Annotated in this window: 17 protein-coding genes; 6 read left to right on the forward strand and 11 right to left on the reverse strand. The window is 51.3% G+C overall.

The genetic code is table 11. From position 1 onward, the window contains the following. Positions 1-179 precede the first annotated feature (179 nt). Both M0R47_RS00210 and M0R47_RS21815 read left to right on the forward strand, forming a co-directional pair. Entirely contained in the window at positions 180-788 is a 609-nt protein-coding gene (locus tag M0R47_RS00210; protein ID WP_292548787.1) for a DUF447 domain-containing protein, read from the forward strand. Continuing rightward, positions 785-1828 carry a (5-formylfuran-3-yl)methyl phosphate synthase gene (locus M0R47_RS21815; protein ID WP_366513148.1) on the forward strand — a complete coding sequence of 348 codons (1044 nt, stop codon included), beginning with the start codon at positions 785-787 and terminating at the stop codon, positions 1826-1828. The genes M0R47_RS00210 and M0R47_RS21815 overlap by 4 nt, the downstream gene beginning before the upstream one ends. A gap of 123 nt (positions 1829-1951) precedes the next feature. On the opposite strand, the gene M0R47_RS00225 is transcribed toward M0R47_RS21815, so the two are convergent. Further along, positions 1952-2329, reverse strand: coding sequence for a hypothetical protein (locus M0R47_RS00225; protein ID WP_292548789.1), 378 nt, complete (start codon positions 2327-2329; stop codon positions 1952-1954). A gap of 747 nt (positions 2330-3076) precedes the next feature. Between M0R47_RS00225 and M0R47_RS00230 the strand changes: the two genes are divergently transcribed. Continuing rightward, the gene (locus M0R47_RS00230) at positions 3077-3553 is read left to right on the forward strand and encodes a MarR family transcriptional regulator (protein ID WP_292548791.1); all 477 of its coding nucleotides are present in this window, start codon (positions 3077-3079) and stop codon (positions 3551-3553) included. A 20-nt stretch (positions 3554-3573) separates the two neighbouring features. Here M0R47_RS00230 and M0R47_RS00235 read toward each other — a convergent pair whose 3' ends face one another. Genes M0R47_RS00235 through M0R47_RS00245 form a run of 3 tightly spaced genes read right to left on the reverse strand, consistent with a single transcriptional unit; the run spans position 3574 to position 5524 of the window. Further along, positions 3574-4176: a nitroreductase family protein gene (locus M0R47_RS00235; protein WP_292548793.1), complete on the reverse strand. Its 603-nt coding sequence runs from the start codon at positions 4174-4176 to the stop codon at positions 3574-3576. Positions 4177-4209: 33 nt separating this feature from the next. After that, complete coding sequence (locus M0R47_RS00240; RefSeq protein WP_292548795.1) at positions 4210-5070, reverse strand: pirin family protein; 861 nt, start codon at positions 5068-5070, stop codon at positions 4210-4212. Further along, complete coding sequence (locus M0R47_RS00245; RefSeq protein WP_292548797.1) at positions 5063-5524, reverse strand: DoxX family protein; 462 nt, start codon at positions 5522-5524, stop codon at positions 5063-5065. Before M0R47_RS00245 ends, M0R47_RS00240 begins: the two co-directional genes overlap by 8 nt. A gap of 253 nt (positions 5525-5777) precedes the next feature. Here M0R47_RS00245 and M0R47_RS00250 point away from each other — a divergent pair, with 253 nt between their 5' ends. Further along, on the forward strand, positions 5778-6671 hold the full coding sequence (locus tag M0R47_RS00250) for a LysR substrate-binding domain-containing protein (protein WP_292548799.1): 894 nt from the start codon (positions 5778-5780) through the stop codon (positions 6669-6671). Here the strand turns inward: M0R47_RS00250 and M0R47_RS00255 are convergent. The 5 genes from M0R47_RS00255 to M0R47_RS00275 all read right to left on the reverse strand — a co-directional run bounded on the left by M0R47_RS00255 (position 6664) and on the right by M0R47_RS00275 (position 11843). Continuing rightward, entirely contained in the window at positions 6664-6963 is a 300-nt protein-coding gene (locus M0R47_RS00255; protein ID WP_292548802.1) for a type II toxin-antitoxin system RelE/ParE family toxin, read from the reverse strand. The two genes, M0R47_RS00250 and M0R47_RS00255, sit on opposite strands and share 8 nt — an antisense overlap. A gap of 6 nt (positions 6964-6969) precedes the next feature. Continuing rightward, complete coding sequence (locus M0R47_RS00260) at positions 6970-7230, reverse strand: type II toxin-antitoxin system ParD family antitoxin (RefSeq protein ID WP_292548804.1); 261 nt, start codon at positions 7228-7230, stop codon at positions 6970-6972. Positions 7231-7312: 82 nt separating this feature from the next. Then, positions 7313-8512 (reverse strand): efflux RND transporter periplasmic adaptor subunit, encoded by a 1200-nt coding sequence (locus M0R47_RS00265; protein ID WP_292548806.1) that lies wholly within the window; start codon positions 8510-8512, stop codon positions 7313-7315. Positions 8513-8718: 206 nt separating this feature from the next. Beyond that, a complete protein-coding gene (locus M0R47_RS00270) occupies positions 8719-10188 on the reverse strand; it encodes an efflux transporter outer membrane subunit (protein WP_292548808.1) in 1470 nt (489 codons plus the stop codon). Positions 10189-10190: 2 nt separating this feature from the next. Then, positions 10191-11843: a DHA2 family efflux MFS transporter permease subunit gene (locus M0R47_RS00275; protein ID WP_292548810.1), complete on the reverse strand. Its 1653-nt coding sequence runs from the start codon at positions 11841-11843 to the stop codon at positions 10191-10193. A gap of 1055 nt (positions 11844-12898) precedes the next feature. Here M0R47_RS00275 and M0R47_RS00280 point away from each other — a divergent pair. After that, complete coding sequence (locus M0R47_RS00280; RefSeq protein ID WP_292548812.1) at positions 12899-13315, forward strand: hypothetical protein; 417 nt, start codon at positions 12899-12901, stop codon at positions 13313-13315. 352 nt (positions 13316-13667) lie between these two features. Continuing rightward, on the forward strand, positions 13668-14870 hold the full coding sequence (locus tag M0R47_RS00285) for a porin (protein ID WP_292548814.1): 1203 nt from the start codon (positions 13668-13670) through the stop codon (positions 14868-14870). 188 nt (positions 14871-15058) lie between these two features. Here M0R47_RS00285 and M0R47_RS00290 read toward each other — a convergent pair whose 3' ends face one another. Then, positions 15059-16180, reverse strand: coding sequence for an inorganic phosphate transporter (locus M0R47_RS00290; protein ID WP_292548816.1), 1122 nt, complete (start codon positions 16178-16180; stop codon positions 15059-15061). 9 nt (positions 16181-16189) lie between these two features. Then, on the reverse strand, positions 16190-16819 hold the full coding sequence (locus M0R47_RS00295) for a pit accessory protein (RefSeq protein ID WP_292548817.1): 630 nt from the start codon (positions 16817-16819) through the stop codon (positions 16190-16192). Between the last annotated feature and the right edge of the window lie 27 nt (positions 16820-16846).

Below are 16846 nucleotides of genomic sequence, written 5' to 3' on the forward strand. Positions count from 1 at the left end.
GTGATTAACAGCTTTTTATTCACCACGAAGACACGAAGGACACGAAGAAATAAAACTTCGTGTCCTCGGCAACTACTCCCTGCGTTGCTCTACCTCCTGCATCCGTGCAGTCGTTCGTGTCTTCGTGGTGATAATTTTTTAATCATTTTTGATTTGCCTGTTTTAATAAGAAATTACCAATGATTCAAGAAACCATCGTCATCACCCAAAACAGTTCAGGCGTGGCGCATATTGCGCCGATGGGCGTTCATACGCAAACAGCCGGAGACGAATTTATCATCCTGCCGTTCCGGCCTTCAACCACGCTGAACAACTTGCTGGAAAGCAAAACCGCCGTCATCAACTATTGCGATGACGTCCGGGTCTTTGCCGGATGCCTGACCGGGCGGCGCGACTGGCCGCTAAAAGCGGCGGAAAAAATCAACGGCCAAGTGCTTGACTGCGCGTTGGCGCATACCGAAGTCGAACTGGTTCGCGTCGAGGACGACGAAACCCGGCCCAAGTTATTCTGCAAAGCCGTACATACCGTTAACCATGCGCCTTTTAAAGGCTTTAACCGAGCCCAATATTCGGTACTGGAAGCAGCGATTCTGGTCAGCCGTCTGAACATGCTGCCACTGGAAAAAATACAGGCGGAACTCGACTATCTGCGTATCGGCCTCGAAAAAACGGCAGGCGGCCGGGAACTGGAAGCCTGGGGTTGGCTAATGACGATCATTGAAAAACATATCGCCTATGTTGCGAGCCAGCCGGAAGCAGGCGCAACAATCGCTGAGGCCAAGCCATGACAGGAATGCTCGCCAGCGTTAACAGCGTAGAAGAAGCCTTGCAGGCATTAAGCGCGAACGTCGACATTATCGACCTGAAGCAACCTGCCTTGGGCGCTTTAGGCGCGCTTGAAACCGATCTGGTCAAAAGCATTGTTGATGAAATCAATGGCCGCTGCCCTGTCAGTGCGACCATTGGCGACCTGCCGATGCAGCCCGAAATTGTTTACCAAGCAACCCAAGCGATGGCCGAAACCGGCGTCGATTATGTCAAAATCGGCTTTTTTCCCGGCGACGACTGGCAGGGAACCCTTGAAAAACTCGCCACGTTATCGAGAACAATCAACTTGATAGCCGTGTTATTCGCTGATACCCAACCGGATATTGCAATCATAGCTTCGCTAAAAAATGCCGGTTTCAAAGGCGTGATGCTCGATACCATGGATAAAAGCCGCGGCTCCTTGACTCAGGTCATGACCAAGGCCGACATAGCTCGATTTGCCGGGCTGGCAAAAGACCGGTCCATGCTCTGCGGGCTGGCCGGATCGCTAAGACTCGACGACATAGCCGAATTGATGTCTTACCAACCCGACTACCTGGGTTTTAGAGGCGCATTATGCATGGATCATAATAGAACGGCGCAATTGAATGCGTCGTCAATTATGCGGATAAAACAGGCTATAAAACATCATCAGAGCCAAGTCATCGCCGAGAACCGCATTTTGATTGCCGATGACAGTGAAATAAACCGGTTGATACTGACCAACATGCTTGAACTGAACGGCTACAAAGTTGACGCCGCCGGTGACGGTGCAGAAGCCCTGCAATTCATTAACCAAAACCGCTATAAATTCGCGCTCATCGATCTTAACATGCCGGTCATGTCGGGGCTGGAAATGGTGAGGATTCTAAGAAAACAGCATAATCCCCTAAAAACTGCCGCTATCAGCGCTTTCGCTTTCGACCATCAAAAAGCGGAAGCGCTGGATGCCGGGTTTGATTGCTGCTTAGATAGACCGGTTGATGAAGAGCAATTGATGGCGCTGATTAATTTACGCTAGATGCACGCTATTAATCCCACGAAACCGCACATGCAAAAAACCCTTACCCGGAAACTCCGGATAAGGGTTCAGTTTGCAGCTTAGTTTAAATCAGCCGACCTGACGGTATTTCCACCTTCTTGCTTAGTGATTAGCTGCATAAAGCTGCTTGATTTCCTTATAGCGATTCAACGCATCCGCCAAAGACTCTTTTGCCGCCTGCGGTTCATTGTTCATTAGCGCTGTACGCACTTGCTTCAACACGTTACTGGCCTGGTTGCGTTTTAAATCCAGCACGTTATTGGAAATGTCTTTTTGCAATTGGCGGGCATCGGTCACCATATCGATAACCGCTTCGTTATTCGCGCCACTGTCCAAGGCAGCTTTAGCCTCTTCCACTTTGGCAAGCGTATTGTCGATCGCCGCCCTAACGTCTTCATAGGATGGATTGGCTACCGCAAAAGCGCTTGATGTCATTGCGGCCATAGCTAAAGAAATTATGATTTTTTTGAATGTGTTCATGGGGTAAACCTCACAGTAGATAAACAGGATATTAACCGGCCGGTGCATGATCTTGTTCAGGAAGATTCAGGTTCATCAGCAGGTATGGATATAGTCTAGCAGATTTAGTTCTTATTAGAACTACTTTTTGTTCTAATAAGAACTATTTTTTATAAAGCTTACTTTTTCTTGCTGTTCTACTATTCCCGAGTATAGAAGTAGGTTTTATTTATCAACCTATTAGCCCTAATTCCTTACAAGATGCATCAGTCGTTGAACTCGTTAAACTAAAGCCGCATGACCGGCAAGTCTTGCCGAAAATGTTTAAAGTCGCCCGATGCATAAGCCAATAGATTGAGTTGTAAAATAAAATATCCCGTCTTTAAGACAGGTGTAATGCATCTGCTGTAAATGATCACCGCTCATTCGCTGCCGGCCTTTATTGACGATTGACATGCACGTTGACAATATCCAAAGTGCAACCGAAGCGTTTATTAATCACTGATATTACGCACGGATGTTTTTTGCCCGTATGCCGCGCCGAGCACCGGAGCTTTTGCCGAGGCGAAGCAAAAGAAAGTAACTCGCCCTCGGGTGCGAGAACCCGATTAAAAATAAACCGTCGCGGCAGCGACGCTTTAATAATCAAAATGCTAATGCAGTCTAAATCCGAACAACTGCGTAACATCAGTTAATCATTAAAAATCTTGAGGTTAAATTTAGTTAGGGCTATCATTTAGTACTAACTAAAACTATTGGCCTTATAAAATGAATTCTACATCGACATTTCCAAGCGTATTGCGCGAGCTACTACGAACACATCAAGCTTTTTTAGCCTATGCCGCCAACCATGTTTACACGCTGGATCTGACGCTGCCGCAATACGATATTATTATTACCTTAGGTGATACAGACGGCATGACCTTCAAGAAACTGGGCGAGAAAACTTTAATTACCAAAGGGACCTTAACCGGCGTGATCGGCCGACTGGAGGACAAAGGACTGGTTCAACGACTTGCTTCGGAAACGGACGGCCGCAGTCAGATTGTACGACTGACGGCGGCTGGTGAGGACTTGTACAGACGCACTTTTCCAGAGCATCTGGCGTTCATTAACCGGATATTTGCAGATTACACTCCGGAGGATATAGTAAACCTTGAAGACAGCCTGCGGCGGTTACACCGAACTGTCACCACATTGCGTAGCAGCGGGGGTGAAACGCCTGCTGACGAAACCGATGAGTAATGGCCGGAGCCCTGAACACATTATTCAATCCCCCTACCCCATTGACCTGCAAAAAACTGTTCATTCAATGCCACCCGAGAGCGTGCCCCTAATTCAGCTTCCTTAAAATCCTCATCAAGCACATCCACATCGGCCTGATAGCCGACGGCCATCATTGCCATCGGTTTGCAATCGCCGGGAAGATGAAAAACCTCCCGGGCTTTTTCGGTATCAAAGCCGCCCATCTGATGCACAATCAATCCCAGCGCAGTCGCCTGCAAGCATAAGCTGAGGCTGGCGGCCCCGGTATCATACATCGCCCAGCGATTCGGTTGGCCGTTATGGCTGAAATTATCCATGGCGACAGACAATATCAGAACAGGCGCGTTCTTGGCCCATCGCCTGTTTTTTTCAGCCAGCGTTGTAAACGCATGTTGCCAAGCGGTTTCATCGGTGGCTTTATTACAGACCACAAAACGCCACGGCTGGCCGTTAAAACAGGAAGGCGCCCAGTGCGCAGCTTCCAGTAGCGCCAGCAAATTTTCATGACTGACAGGCTTGCCATGATCAAAAGCTCTGGGACTCCAACGCGCCTGGATAATATCGTGAAGTTTTACACGGGTTGGTGCGGGTTTTTGCTGCATGTTTGTCTCCTTAATTTGCTTAAATAAATTTATTTACAGCGTCAAGGCGCCGTCACGGTAATCACGGAACGCCTGCTCGATCTCTTCGCTGCTGTTCATCACAAACGGGCCGGATTGCACCACCGGCTCTTTTAACGGCAGCGCCGCTAACACCAAAAATTGCGCTGGCTGATCCTGTGTTGCCAGCTGTATGTTATCGCCGTTAATTAACTGGCCCAATTGCCCGGCCTTTAAAACCTTGTCCGATGCGCCGATAGCCAGCCCGCCTTGGTAAACATAGACCAAGACCGTATGCTGCTCGTCTATCGGTATATCCAGCTGTTGCTGGGGACTTAACCGCACATCGAAATACAACGGCCGTGTCGTTATGCCTGTCACCGGGCCGGATATTTTTTGTGCTTCGGTCACATATTCACCGGCGATAACCTTGATGTAGCTTCCGTCCGTCAAGGCGACATGAGGGATTTTTTCGGCGGCAAACTCCTGATAATGCGGCGGTTTCATTTTTTCTTTGGCAGGCAGGTTAATCCATAACTGAAAGCCGTGTAACAAGCCGTTTTCCTGTTCCGGCATTTCCGAATGGATAATGCCGTGCGCGGCGGTCATCCATTGCACATCGCCTGCCCGAAGATGCCCTTCATTGCCCAGATGGTCGCGGTGCCGCATCGCGCCTGCCAGCATATACGTCACGGTTTCAAAGCCGCGATGCGGATGATCGGGAAAACCGCCGATGTAATCCGTCGGCTCACCCGACCCAAACTCATCCAACAAGATAAAAGGATCGAGAGCGTTTTTCTGCTGCTGGCTGACGATGCGTTTCAGTTTGACGCCTGCCCCATCCGAGGTGTTTTGGCCGTTAATAACAGCTGCAAGTTGTCGTGTGCGCTTATTCATCGTTACCCCCCAATAGTTTTGCATCCAACAGATAGCGATCCAGCGAATACCGTCCTCCGCCGATAAATATCAGCGCTACGTTTGCCGATAATAAAGCCAGCGCGTATTCAATGCCGTGCGTATCCAGAAAAAAGCCTTTGCCCCAATGCACCCAAAACAGCGCTACCAGCATCGTAAGCGCATTAATCGTCGCCGCCGGGCGCGTCAGTAAGCCCAGCATCAACGCGACGCCGCCGAAAAACTCGGCGCTGCCCGCCAATAACGCCATAATGAACCCTGGATTCAAGCCCACCGATGTCATCCATTGCCCGGTTCCATCCAAGCCGTAACCGCCAAACCACGCGAATAATTTCTGACTGCCATGCGCGGCCAGAATTAAGCCGATAGGAACGCGTAAGATAACGGCTTCCCAGCCAGCGTTGGAGGCAAGTGTTTTATTGATAAATTTTTTCATAATAATCTCCTAAATGTCTAATAATTTGAAACTTTAAGTTCATTATAGATTTGCGCTAAAGAATAAAAAGCGATAGATTTTGCTTAATATATTCAAAATATCTGAACAATAAAGCTATCAACTTAACAGCGTCATTTGGAGTGCAAGCTTCGCCTAGAGCGCCTACTTTTGGTGCTTGCTCTTGCAGGCGAAGCCTGCACTCCTGTTTAGCCCGTCTTAAATTGGTAGCCAACAATAAACACGAACGGAAAACATGAAATATCCTATCACCCTCGACGCACTGGAAGTACTGGATGCGATTGACCGAAAAGGCAGCTTTGCCGCCGCAGCCAATGAACTGTTCCGGGTGCCTTCGGCAATCTCTTATGCCGTACAGAAACTGGAACAGGACCTTGATGTGGTTTTGTTTCGCAAGGAAGGCAGAAAGGCCGTACTAACCCAGGCCGGAAAAGTGTTGCTTGAACAAGGCAGGGAGATTCTGGAAGCAACTGAACGCTTGGCTATCGCCACCAAAAAAACTCATAGCGGTTGGGAACCTGTGTTCAATATCGCGATAGATTCAATTTTAAGTTTTGACTTCATCTATCCGTTAATAATGAGGTTTTATGAGGTACTGCCGGATATTGAAATCAATATTTATGAGGAAGTGTTAGGCGGCGCGCAAGAAGCGATAACCAGCAACCGGGCTGACCTGGTCATAGGCGCAGGCGTTGAACCCGCATCAAATCAGGGTATTAAATACCAAAAAATCCGGCAGATCGAATGGGTTTTCACCGTTGCGCCGGATCATCAGCTGACCCAAGCGCAACTGCCGCTATCCCGGCAGCAGATTGAACAGCACCGTTTTATCGTGGTCAGGGATTCATCCAGAAACCAGGCTCCGCAAAGCCACAGGGTATTCAGCAAGCGGCCGGTGTTAAGCGTGCCGTCAATGTCAGAAAAAATTAATGCCTTGCGCTCGGGGTTAGGTGTCGGCTTTTTACCGGCCCACCGGGTTCAGCACCTGCTTGAACAAGGCCAGCTGATCGCGCTACCGGTAGAAGACGCGATACCGGCAGAGACTCTTCACATAGCCTGGAAAACAACCAGTAAAGGCAAAGTCTTGCACTGGTTTATCGAGCAGCTGTCTCGATATGATTTCACTTAAGATTTGTAAAATAGTCGCTCGACAAAAGGCGGAAACTGGACAATATGCGCTCTATCCGTACTAGGTCGGTATATGCCGTGTAAAAAATCAAATACCGGCCAAAAGGAACAACGCGAATACCTGCCCCTAATTCCTCGCGCAAGGGTGCGGCTTCTGGAAACATGATTATATTGCGGCAACGCTCACGGATTTCGCCGATAAACGACAATGCACGGCGCGGATTGTCGCGGGCAATGTAATCGGCGATTTCTTCAAGATCGAGTTCGGCGAAAGTCGAAAAAACACATTTCATGAAGTATCAAGCTTGCGAATCGACCATGGCCTGATACTTAGCCTCAAGACGTGTAAAAACATCCTCGGCACGCAGCTCTGGACTGTTAATCCCTTCGCGTATTTTTACCCGGTATTCCTCCAACTCGATTTCCCGCAGCCGCTCCCGCTCCTCAAGCTCGCGCAATGCATCACGCACAACCTCGCTTGCACTAGCGTAGCGTCCGCTTTCGATCTGCTGACGGATGAACTGTTCAAAGTGATCGCCTATGGCGTAACTGGATGGCATCGCAATAACTCTCTTCGATAGACTGCTTTCAATGTTATCAATTATTGATAAGCCATACAATGATAAAACTTGCCAGCCAATTTCAACTACCTCTCTGATTTTTTGCCTGCCTATTACCTTCAATAATCTTCTGAATCAAAGCCTCGGCACCATCCAGCTGATGATCGTAAACTTCGGTTTTATAGGCGGTAGCAGGCGTCGTGGTTAACGGCTCCAGAACCGAACGCCCAGGATGATCGGTATCGATCCGCACCACTGCCGACAGTCCTGGCCGCAGCGGCTTGGCCTTTAGCTCTTCGGCACGCAAGCCGATCCGTACCGGCACCCGCTCGACGATATGGATATAGTTGCCGGTCGCGTTATCCGGCGGCAACAGGCCAAATACGCTGCCGGTACCGGCGCCCAGCCCCTGCACTTCGCCGTGATAAACGACCTCGGAACCGTACAGATCGACGGTGATTTCCACCGGCTGGCCGGGTTGCACATCGGCCAGCTCGTTTTCCAGAAAATTGGCTTCCACCCATAAATAATCGAGCGGTACGATAGCCAGCAGCGGCGTCTCAGGCCGCACCTGCTCACCCGGCTGAATAGTACGCTTGGCGACGAAACCGGACACCGGCGCGACAATCTGCTGCCGGGCATTATCCAGATAAGCCTGTTTCAGCGCGGCGACCGCCTGCAACACCTTCGGGTTATCGGCCGGGCTGGTGTTCTGGATCAACGCTTCGGCTCCGGCCAGTTCGGCGCGAATCTGGCGAACGTCGGCCTCCAGCTCTCGGACCTGAAACTCGCTATTTTCAATCTGCTGCGCCGATACCGCCCCGTCGCCAGCCACGCTGCGATAGCGGGCCAAATCGCGTTGACTGCGATTCAAAATCGCCTCTTTGGCGGCCAGTTTCTGGCGCAACATATCGGCCTGGCTGAACGAAGTTTCGATCTGCCGCACGCTATCGGCCAAATTGGCTTCGGCCCGCTCCAGCGCCACTTGCGCCTGCAAGCCGTCGAGCCGCACCAGCACATCGCCCTGCTTCACATACTGGGTGTTGTCGACCCGCACATCCACGACCGTGCCGCTGGTTTGCGCCTTCAGCGGAGCCAGGTTGCCGGTAATATAGGCATCATTGGTGACCACGGTATGGCTGGCAAATTTCCACCAATAAAGCAGAGTTATCAATCCGGCCAGAAACGCGACGGCAGTCACCAGCAACAGCCGGTAGCCTCGATGCTGCCGACGCTGATGAAAGCCTAAATGGCGCTGGGGTTTGGTTTGGGTATTCGTCATGGCTCTGCCTACCTTATCGGGCAATACTGTTGATTTTAGAACGCTCTCGTTCCCACGGGCTCCGTGGGAATGCAGTCAAGGCGCTGCGCCGCGAATCACGTCCAGCCTCTGGCGTATACGGGACGCAGCGCGTCCTGCACTGCGTTCCCACGCGGCGCGTGAGAACGAGGAAAAATACGAAATGACGCTGGGATTTGGTTTGTATATCAGTCATTGTGTCCTACTTTGCTCGACACTCTCATCGTTGTGTTTTCGTATCCGCCGCCCAACGCTTCGATCAGGCCGACCGCAGCCAGCAGATGGGCGCTATGCAGTTCGCTGGCGGTCAGCCGCTGCTGAACCAAGGCCGCTTCTGCGTCGATAATGCCGTCACGCGTACTAAGCCCGGCCCGGTAACGTTTTCCGGCCAGCGTTGATGCGGCTCCTGCTGCCTCCAGCGCGCGTTCCTGGGCGGCATCATGTTCCAGCGTTTTTCGCCATTCGGCCAGACTATCGGCGACCTGCTGCACCGCTGCCAGCAGCGTGCCGTTGTAGCTTTCGGCCGCGGCATCGTAAACCGCCTGCTGGTTCTTCAATTCCGCCTCCAGCCGCCCGCCTTCAAAAATCGGCAGGGAAACAGTCGGCCCCATGCCGTAAGCCACGCTGGCGCCATGGGACAGGAACAAATCTTTCAGATTAAGGCTGCGCAAACCGGCAAAACCGACCAGATTGACGTCCGGATAAAAATTGGTTTTCGCGACATTGATCAACTGCGCAGCAGACTCCACCTGCCACATTGCCGCCGCCACGTCCGGGCGATGCGCCAGCAACCCCAGCGATAACGCTTCCGGCTGCGGCAGGTGTCCGGCAACCTCGGTCTTCTGAACATGAATGCTTCTGCCCCAGTCCGGCCCCTGTCCGACCAGCGCCGCCAGTCGGTTGCGCAGCACTTGCGACTGATTGCGCACAGCGGTTTCGCGTTGCCGCGCCGCTTCCAGCAGCTGCTCGGCGGCATAAACCAAGTCCTGGCTGGTTAATCCGCGTTGCCAGCGCAGCTCGGCCAATTGCCGTTTTTCCCCGGCTTTTTCACTCAGCGCGTGGGCCAGCTCGATGTCTTCCTCGGCTGCGCACAGACGGATATAGCTGCGGGCGATGGCGGTGCTCAGCATCAGCCGGGCCATCGCCAACTCCGAAGCCTGCGCGCGCTCCTTGCCCAACGCCGCTTCCAGATTCGACTTATCCTTGCCCCACAAATCGAGGTGATAGCGAAACACCACCGGATCAATGTACGCGCCGGTGAAAGTCTGGCCGCCTGCCGGGCCGTAAAAATCGGTCGCTGAAAAGCGGCGGTGATGCAGTTCGGCGTTGGCATAGAGGCTCGGCAGCATCTCGGCAGCCTGAAAATCGGCTACCGCCTCCGCCTGGGTCAAACGCGCCGCTGCCGCATGCAGGCTTGGGCTGTCTTTCAATGCGGTATCTATCAAGCGGTTCAGCTCGGCGTTATGAAATTCCTGCCACCACTGCGCTCTCGGCCATTCGCTGACGATTTTTTCGGCTTGGGCATCGCCGTTCAGGGTTTGCTTCAGGCTGGGCATTTCCAGCAATTTGGCTCGCGATCCGTCCTCCGGCATGAATGCGCATCCATTCAAAAGAGACAGTCCTACTGCCAACAAGGCCGTTTTGTTAAACTTGAACATGACTACGGCTCCTCCATCAGCTCTTCCAGAGCGGCTTGGCGACTGTCTTCCTTAACAGTAACAGGCGGTTTGGGTTTGACCGGATCGGCGATCCAGACCACTGCCGCCAAGCCCAGGAATAACCAAGCCGTCAACCGGAAAGTATCGTCCAGACCGAGAATCGCAGCATGTTGACCGGCCATTCCCGCCAACTTAGCATTGGCCAGCTGACCGTGCAGACCGGCGGCATGCAGCCTGGCGATAATGTCGCCGGACCCGCCATCGTGCAGCGAAAAGTTTTCGATCAGTCGGCTTTGGTGAAAGGCGGCGCGCCGTTCCCAAAACACGCTTAATAATGGCGAGGCGACACTGCCACCCAGCACCCGCAACATGCCGCCCAATTCCACTGCCTGGGCTTGCCGTCTCGGCGTCAGGCCGGACAGAAACAAGGTGGTCAGCGGCACGAACAACGCCCCCAGGCAAAGGCCTTCCAACACCTGCGCCCACAAGGTCTGCGTAAACCAGCCGCCGCGCCCGAAAAAGTCGTAGCGACTGGTCCAGGTGCAATAAAGAGCAAACAGCAGCATGTTTAAACTGACCAACAGGCGGGCATCGAAACGATGCACAATCCGGTGCATGACGCTGGCCACAGGTTTAGCCAGAAACACCAGCGGCAATAACGCGCTGCCGGCCAAGAACGACGTATAACCGGCCACCACCTGCAAGCGTACCAGCAGCACCGACAACAAGCCGTACATCAACATAAAGCTTACGCTGAGCATGACGCTGCCGATCGCGAAATTGCGCCGCGCGAACAGCCTTAAATCGAGCAGCGGCGAGGGCTCCGCCAGTTCCCACACGATGAAGTAGGCCAGCATCAGCAAACCTGCAAGCGCTACGGCGATCAACCCGTTCGAGTTGAACCAGTCCGCATCCTGGCCCTGATTCAGCACGGTCTGTAAACAAACCAGCGCGCCTGTCAACAGCACAAAACCCACGCGATCGAACGGCATTTTCTTCTGCGGGGATTGCCTGTCGAACAGCAAAGCCCAGACCAATGCCGCAGCCAGCAACGGCAGCGGCCCATTCAGGTAGAACAGCCAGCGCCAGCCCAAATGATCGGCTATCCAGCCACCGGCGGCCGGGCCGAGCGTGAACGGAGTCAGCGCGGCGATGCTCCACAGCGACACTGCAAAGGATTTGGAAGATTCCGGGTATTCGCGCATCAGCAAGGTTTGCGACAGTGGGATAGTCAAGCCGCCGAAAAAACCCTGCAATGCCCTGCCCGATAAAAACCAGAACAAATCGCCAGTCATTGCGCACAGCAGCGAAGCCAGCGTCATCGCGATCATGGACCACAGATACAACCGGACTTCTCCGACCGCGTTAGCCAGCCAGGAACTGACCGGCAGCGACAACGCCAGGCTAATGAAGTAGTAGGTCTGCATCCAGCTGGCGTGACTGGGGCTGACGCCCAGATCGCCGGTGGCGTGCAGGACGACGGAGGCAAATGCGCCGGTGTTGAACAATACCAGGACGTTGCCCAGCAGCAAGCCGAAGTTCAGGAAGAAAAACTGCACGCCAGTCAGCGTACGCTTGCCGACGTGGCCGTTATTCAGGCTGTCGTGGGTTAATGTTGCCCAAGCAGCCCGGGCATTTTTGTCGGTTGAGGTCATGGCTTTGGAGTCTCCTTGGACTCGCAACAAAAGGATGTTATCCGTATCATTGCAAGTGCCGTGCCGGAGTCAGCAAAAACCAGTTTAATACTTCTAAATCATAAGCTTAAGGAATTATATAATAGGCAAACAAACACCATGTAAACATAATTTCACTAAATATCGTTAAATTTACGAAATATAGTGACTTTACGCTGCTCGCTGGCTTTCCTTGTGCCTGGGGCAAGTTGCATAGCCAAGTGTTCAGCCTCCTTCCCCATGCGGAATGTAAATTCTTGAAGAAAGTAGTATTTAGAAGTTCATGCCATGAAGAGTTTAAACCGTGAAATCATGCCTGTTAATTTCGATTATTGCTGTCGGCTGTGCCGGCACCGATGGCAAGAACGTTTTCGGTACCGTCGATAGCGGTTTGGCTACCGTAAGGCAAACCGCGTAAACAGGGAGGGCTGTCCATGAAGCCCCACCTACAATCTGTAGCTTAAATTGTAAATACATGGTTTTACGTATTTCTATTTCTTGCAAAAAGGTTAGCCTATCAATTTTGATCAACGACGCTAGATTTGTTTTTTGAGTCGTTGATGCCGCCAGTCATAAAAGTTACCTGTGGACATTTTTTGGGATTCGGTATTTTTATCGCGATTACAATTTCCTGTATCAGTCGGCATGTCCCTGGTCCTGGTTATCTTTGAAGCGCTGATGGGAATGACCATAAGCTATTATCCTTATAGGCCCTCCATCCCCCGGCAACCATAATGGAAGCGGCATCTTCCAGAAAAACATTGATATTCATGCTTACCGGCATCGGTTTTTTAGTTCCGGTAATGCTTGTTTATAGCGGCTATCAGTGTTTTGTTTTTCGGGAAAAGGAAGAATGAAGATGGCGATGCCAGTTAGCAGAATCAAAAAAATTGGGGTCAAAATTATTCTACCCTGCCCCTTTTGCGCGATCAGCCCGCAAAGGCTTACTGGCAGCTTGGCCCCATGCCCGCTACCACCTTAGTTGATACTTGCTAAAGACAAACCATTAAAGCAACGTTACCGAGAGAGGATGAGTTATGAGCAATCAGACACCAGAAAATAAACCTCACACAGCGCCTGCAACGAGCTTCGGCATTTTTTATCCGCTTGGCTATATTGTCGTCGCATTTCCTAAACAAGAGGATGCGCAACAGGTACAACGAGATCTTATAACCGGTGGTTATGACCAGGCGGATTGTGAACTCTATACGAGCGAAGCGGTGGCTGACGCCGCACAGCGTAATCTCACCGATAATACGGGCTTTTTGGCGCGCTTGGGCTGGGCCGACGAGGCCGTAAACGCCCATTTGGAAGCAGCCAGGCAAGGCTCCGCGTTTTTGCTAATCTATGCACCCGGCGATACGGATGCGGCGCGCGCGATGAATGTCATTCGTCGCGTGCCGTTTGATTTTGCGCATCGTTACCAGCGCTTCACGATTGAGAAACTGAAGTAATTAATCGCCACTGCCAGACAGGCTATCATGAGCGATAAATCAAAAAATGTTTCGAGGGACTCGGTCTTATACCCTTCCCATGACGGAGTCCCTCTGCCCTTGCTCGGCGAAGAAGCGCGCAAGAAAATGTAAAAAAAAACGACGCCTGATTTTGGCACAGTCCCACGGCTATTTTAGCGATCCTGCCCACGCAATGACGCCTGTAGTTCACGGACGTTGCCGGGCCAGGTTGGGAATTGTTTCAACCCGATAAAAAGTTATTCCAATAATCTGGAAATAAATTTGTATCGTATAAATAACTTGTTGTTATAAAAACAAAAATTAATAATTTATCTATTTCGGGAGAACACAAGTGAAAACTTTAACCGCTAAAAAATATATCGTCGGAGGGATGTTGATTGTGCTGGCTGGTGGCGTTCATGCCGAACTGACTTCCCAATCCAAAGGCTTGCTGGAAGCCACCGGCATCAATGAATTCGAATTTATGCAAAACCTGCATTTAACCGCAGGCGGCTGGGTTTCGGCGGGCGTAACCTATAATGCCAACGATCCGGCCGACAAATTTAACGGCCCGAACGCCTATAGCGAGCGAGATTCTGAGCTTCAGATGAATCAGCTATATCTGTTTATTGAGCGAAAAGTCGATAAACAAGGCAAGGACTGGGATATTGGCGGCCGTGCCGACTTTATGTTTGGAACCGATGCCTATAAAACGCAGGCTTTCGATCATTGGGACTCCAATCTGATTTCCTCGAATGATCTGCGTTTATATGATGTCGCCTTTCCACAGGCGTATGCCGAAATTTTTGCTCCGCTGGGCAACGGCTTGTCTATCAAAGCCGGTCATTTTTATACCATCATCGGCAAAGAAGGCGTTACCGCTCCGGGCAATTTCTTTTATTCCAGAAATTACAGCTTTACCTGGCAAGGTCCGTTCACTCATACCGGCGTTTTGCTAAATTATCCGGTCAACAGCAAGTTCTCAATCGATGCCGGTGCCGTGATGGGCTGGGATAACGTCGACAACGAAGCTGGAGCCTGGAATTTCATCGGGGGCGCTACCTGGAAAATCAGTGACTCTACCTCGACAAGCCTTCATGCCATCACCGGAGACTGGGATGAATCGGTATCAGCCAATCGCACGCGATATACTTTTCTCATCAATCATGATTTCACTCCGAAATTTCATTACACTTTTCAACACGATTACACTTTCCAGGATCAACACCCTCTTCTCGGCGGCGGCACAGCACACTGGTACGGCATCAATAACTTCCTGACTTATGACATCAACAACCAGTTGTCGGCCGGACTTCGCGCAGAATGGTTCAGGGATCATGAGGGCGTCCGCGTCACTCAAAATGTCAGAGGCGGTCCGCTGAATGGTTCCAGCAGTTATTATGGAATGACTGCCGGCTTAAATTGGAAACCGATGGGCTGGTTGGTCGTTCGACCTGAAGTCCGTTACGACTGGGCCGATAAAGCTCGAGCCTTTGATGCCGGCAACAAAGGCGACCAGTTCACCTTCGCAACGGACGTGATCGTAAAATTTTAATCCGCTTTGCAAGCGTGCTTTTCAAATTTCTACGGGCAAGAAGTCGATCCTTTTAACGGGATCGCTTCTTGCCCGAATTCATTAAATCCAGAGCCTCTTGCAAAATGATCATTAGGGAGACGCTGAACAAATCGCATTCCAACCACAATTGCCGGAGAAACCGATTTTTTTTCAGAAATTGCGCCGACCTACTCCCCTAAATGAAACAAAAACAACAAATTCACCATTCCCCAAGACACTCCCGCCGCTGCCGGGATCGTCAGAACCCAGGCCCAAACAATCCGTTCGATGACGGAAAGCTTAAGCGCGTGAGGATTTTTCGCAAAACCGACGCCCATAATCGCTGTTGAAATGCTGTGCGTAGTCGAAACCGGCATGCCGAAATGGGCCGCGGTCAACAGAATTGTCGCTGAGCTGGTTTCCGCCGCGAAACCGTGGATCGGGTGCAGCTTGACCATTTTATGGCCGAGAGTCTTGATAATACGCCATCCGCCTATCGCAGTGCCAAGCGCCATGATCAACGCGCAAGTGAAGGTAATCCAGGTATCGATGTCCTTTTCTCCGCCATCCGGCCGCAAAAATTCAGCCCAGCCCGGCAACTGATCAAGGGTACCGGCGCTGTTAGCGCCAAAAATGGCTAAAGCGATAATACCCATGGTTTTTTGCGCGTCATTGCTGCCATGCGCAAATCCCATATACCCGGCCGACAAAAGCTGGGCCTTGCCAAACGTAGCGTTAACCCATTTTGGACGCGCCATTCGTGCCAGGGTGCCACCGGCGGAATTCATGCCGCTAATGATAGCCATCAGGCCGCCCATAATAATGATACCCAAGGTAAAGCCGACAACCGGTGAGCTGATCATGGGAATCACGACTTTCCAAAGCAAGCCTTTGTTCGTCGTCCAGTCTGCCGCCGTTTTTGACCAGATCAAAACATCGGGATTATTGTGCCCGGCAGCCAGGGCTGCACCGCATAAACCGCCGATCAGGGCATGACTGGAAGAAGACGGCAGCCCTAATGCCCAGGTAATCAGGTTCCAGATAATCGCGCCGACCAGCGCGCAGATCAAAACTTCGGAAGTGATGTTCACCAAGCTGGTGTCGACTAATCCCGATGAAATGGTTTTGGCCACTGCGGTACCCGATAGCGCACCGGTTAAATTGGTAACTGCGGCGAGTATTACCGCCTGCGTAGGTGTTAATACTTTGGTGGCAACAACCGTAGCAATGGAGTTCGCGGTATCGTGGAACCCGTTAATAAACTCGAATACCAGCGCTACCAGAATGACAAGCAAGAGCAAGGTCAGCATGATAACCCTTTATGAATTTTTTAGGACGATATGGTAGATGACATTACCGGCATCGCGGCAGCGGTCAATCGCTTTTTCGAGGATTTCAAACAAATCCTTTTTTACCAGGTAACGGATCGGGTCGGACTCGTTGGCATAGGCATCCCGGTACAATTCAAGGATTAATCGGTCGGCTTCAGCTTCAATGGTTTGCAACTGATCGTTTAATTTTTTGGTTTGATCCAGATCCATGCCTTTACGCAACAGCCTGATCATTTGCTCCAGGACTTTGCAAGCTTGTTCCAGCATGGCAGCACGACTGATAAAATCCACATCGCCAATCCGCTCCGAGGCTATGGTATAGCGCTCCGCGAACTTTTCCACGATTTTAGGAATTTTATACAGAGCGCCGTTAAGGGCTTCAATATCTTCACGATCAAGCACGGTAACAAAAGTATTGACCAATTCTTCGCTGATTTGTGCGAATAAATCCTTTTCCCGGCGGCGTGCCTGTTTAAACTTTTCCAATGATTGTTGCGTCGCCGGTGTGCCGAGAAGCTCGTTCAATGCCTTAGCAGACAAACGCGCAGACTCGGCGCTGGCTTCAAGCAAGCCATAAAATTTATCGCCTTTACCGAAGATAGTTTGCAATGAGAACATAGTGTTTCCTTATTTATTATCCATAAT

The sequence above is a fragment of the Methylobacter sp. genome (assembly GCF_023227905.1).
Lineage (GTDB): Bacteria > Pseudomonadota > Gammaproteobacteria > Methylococcales > Methylomonadaceae > Methylobacter_A.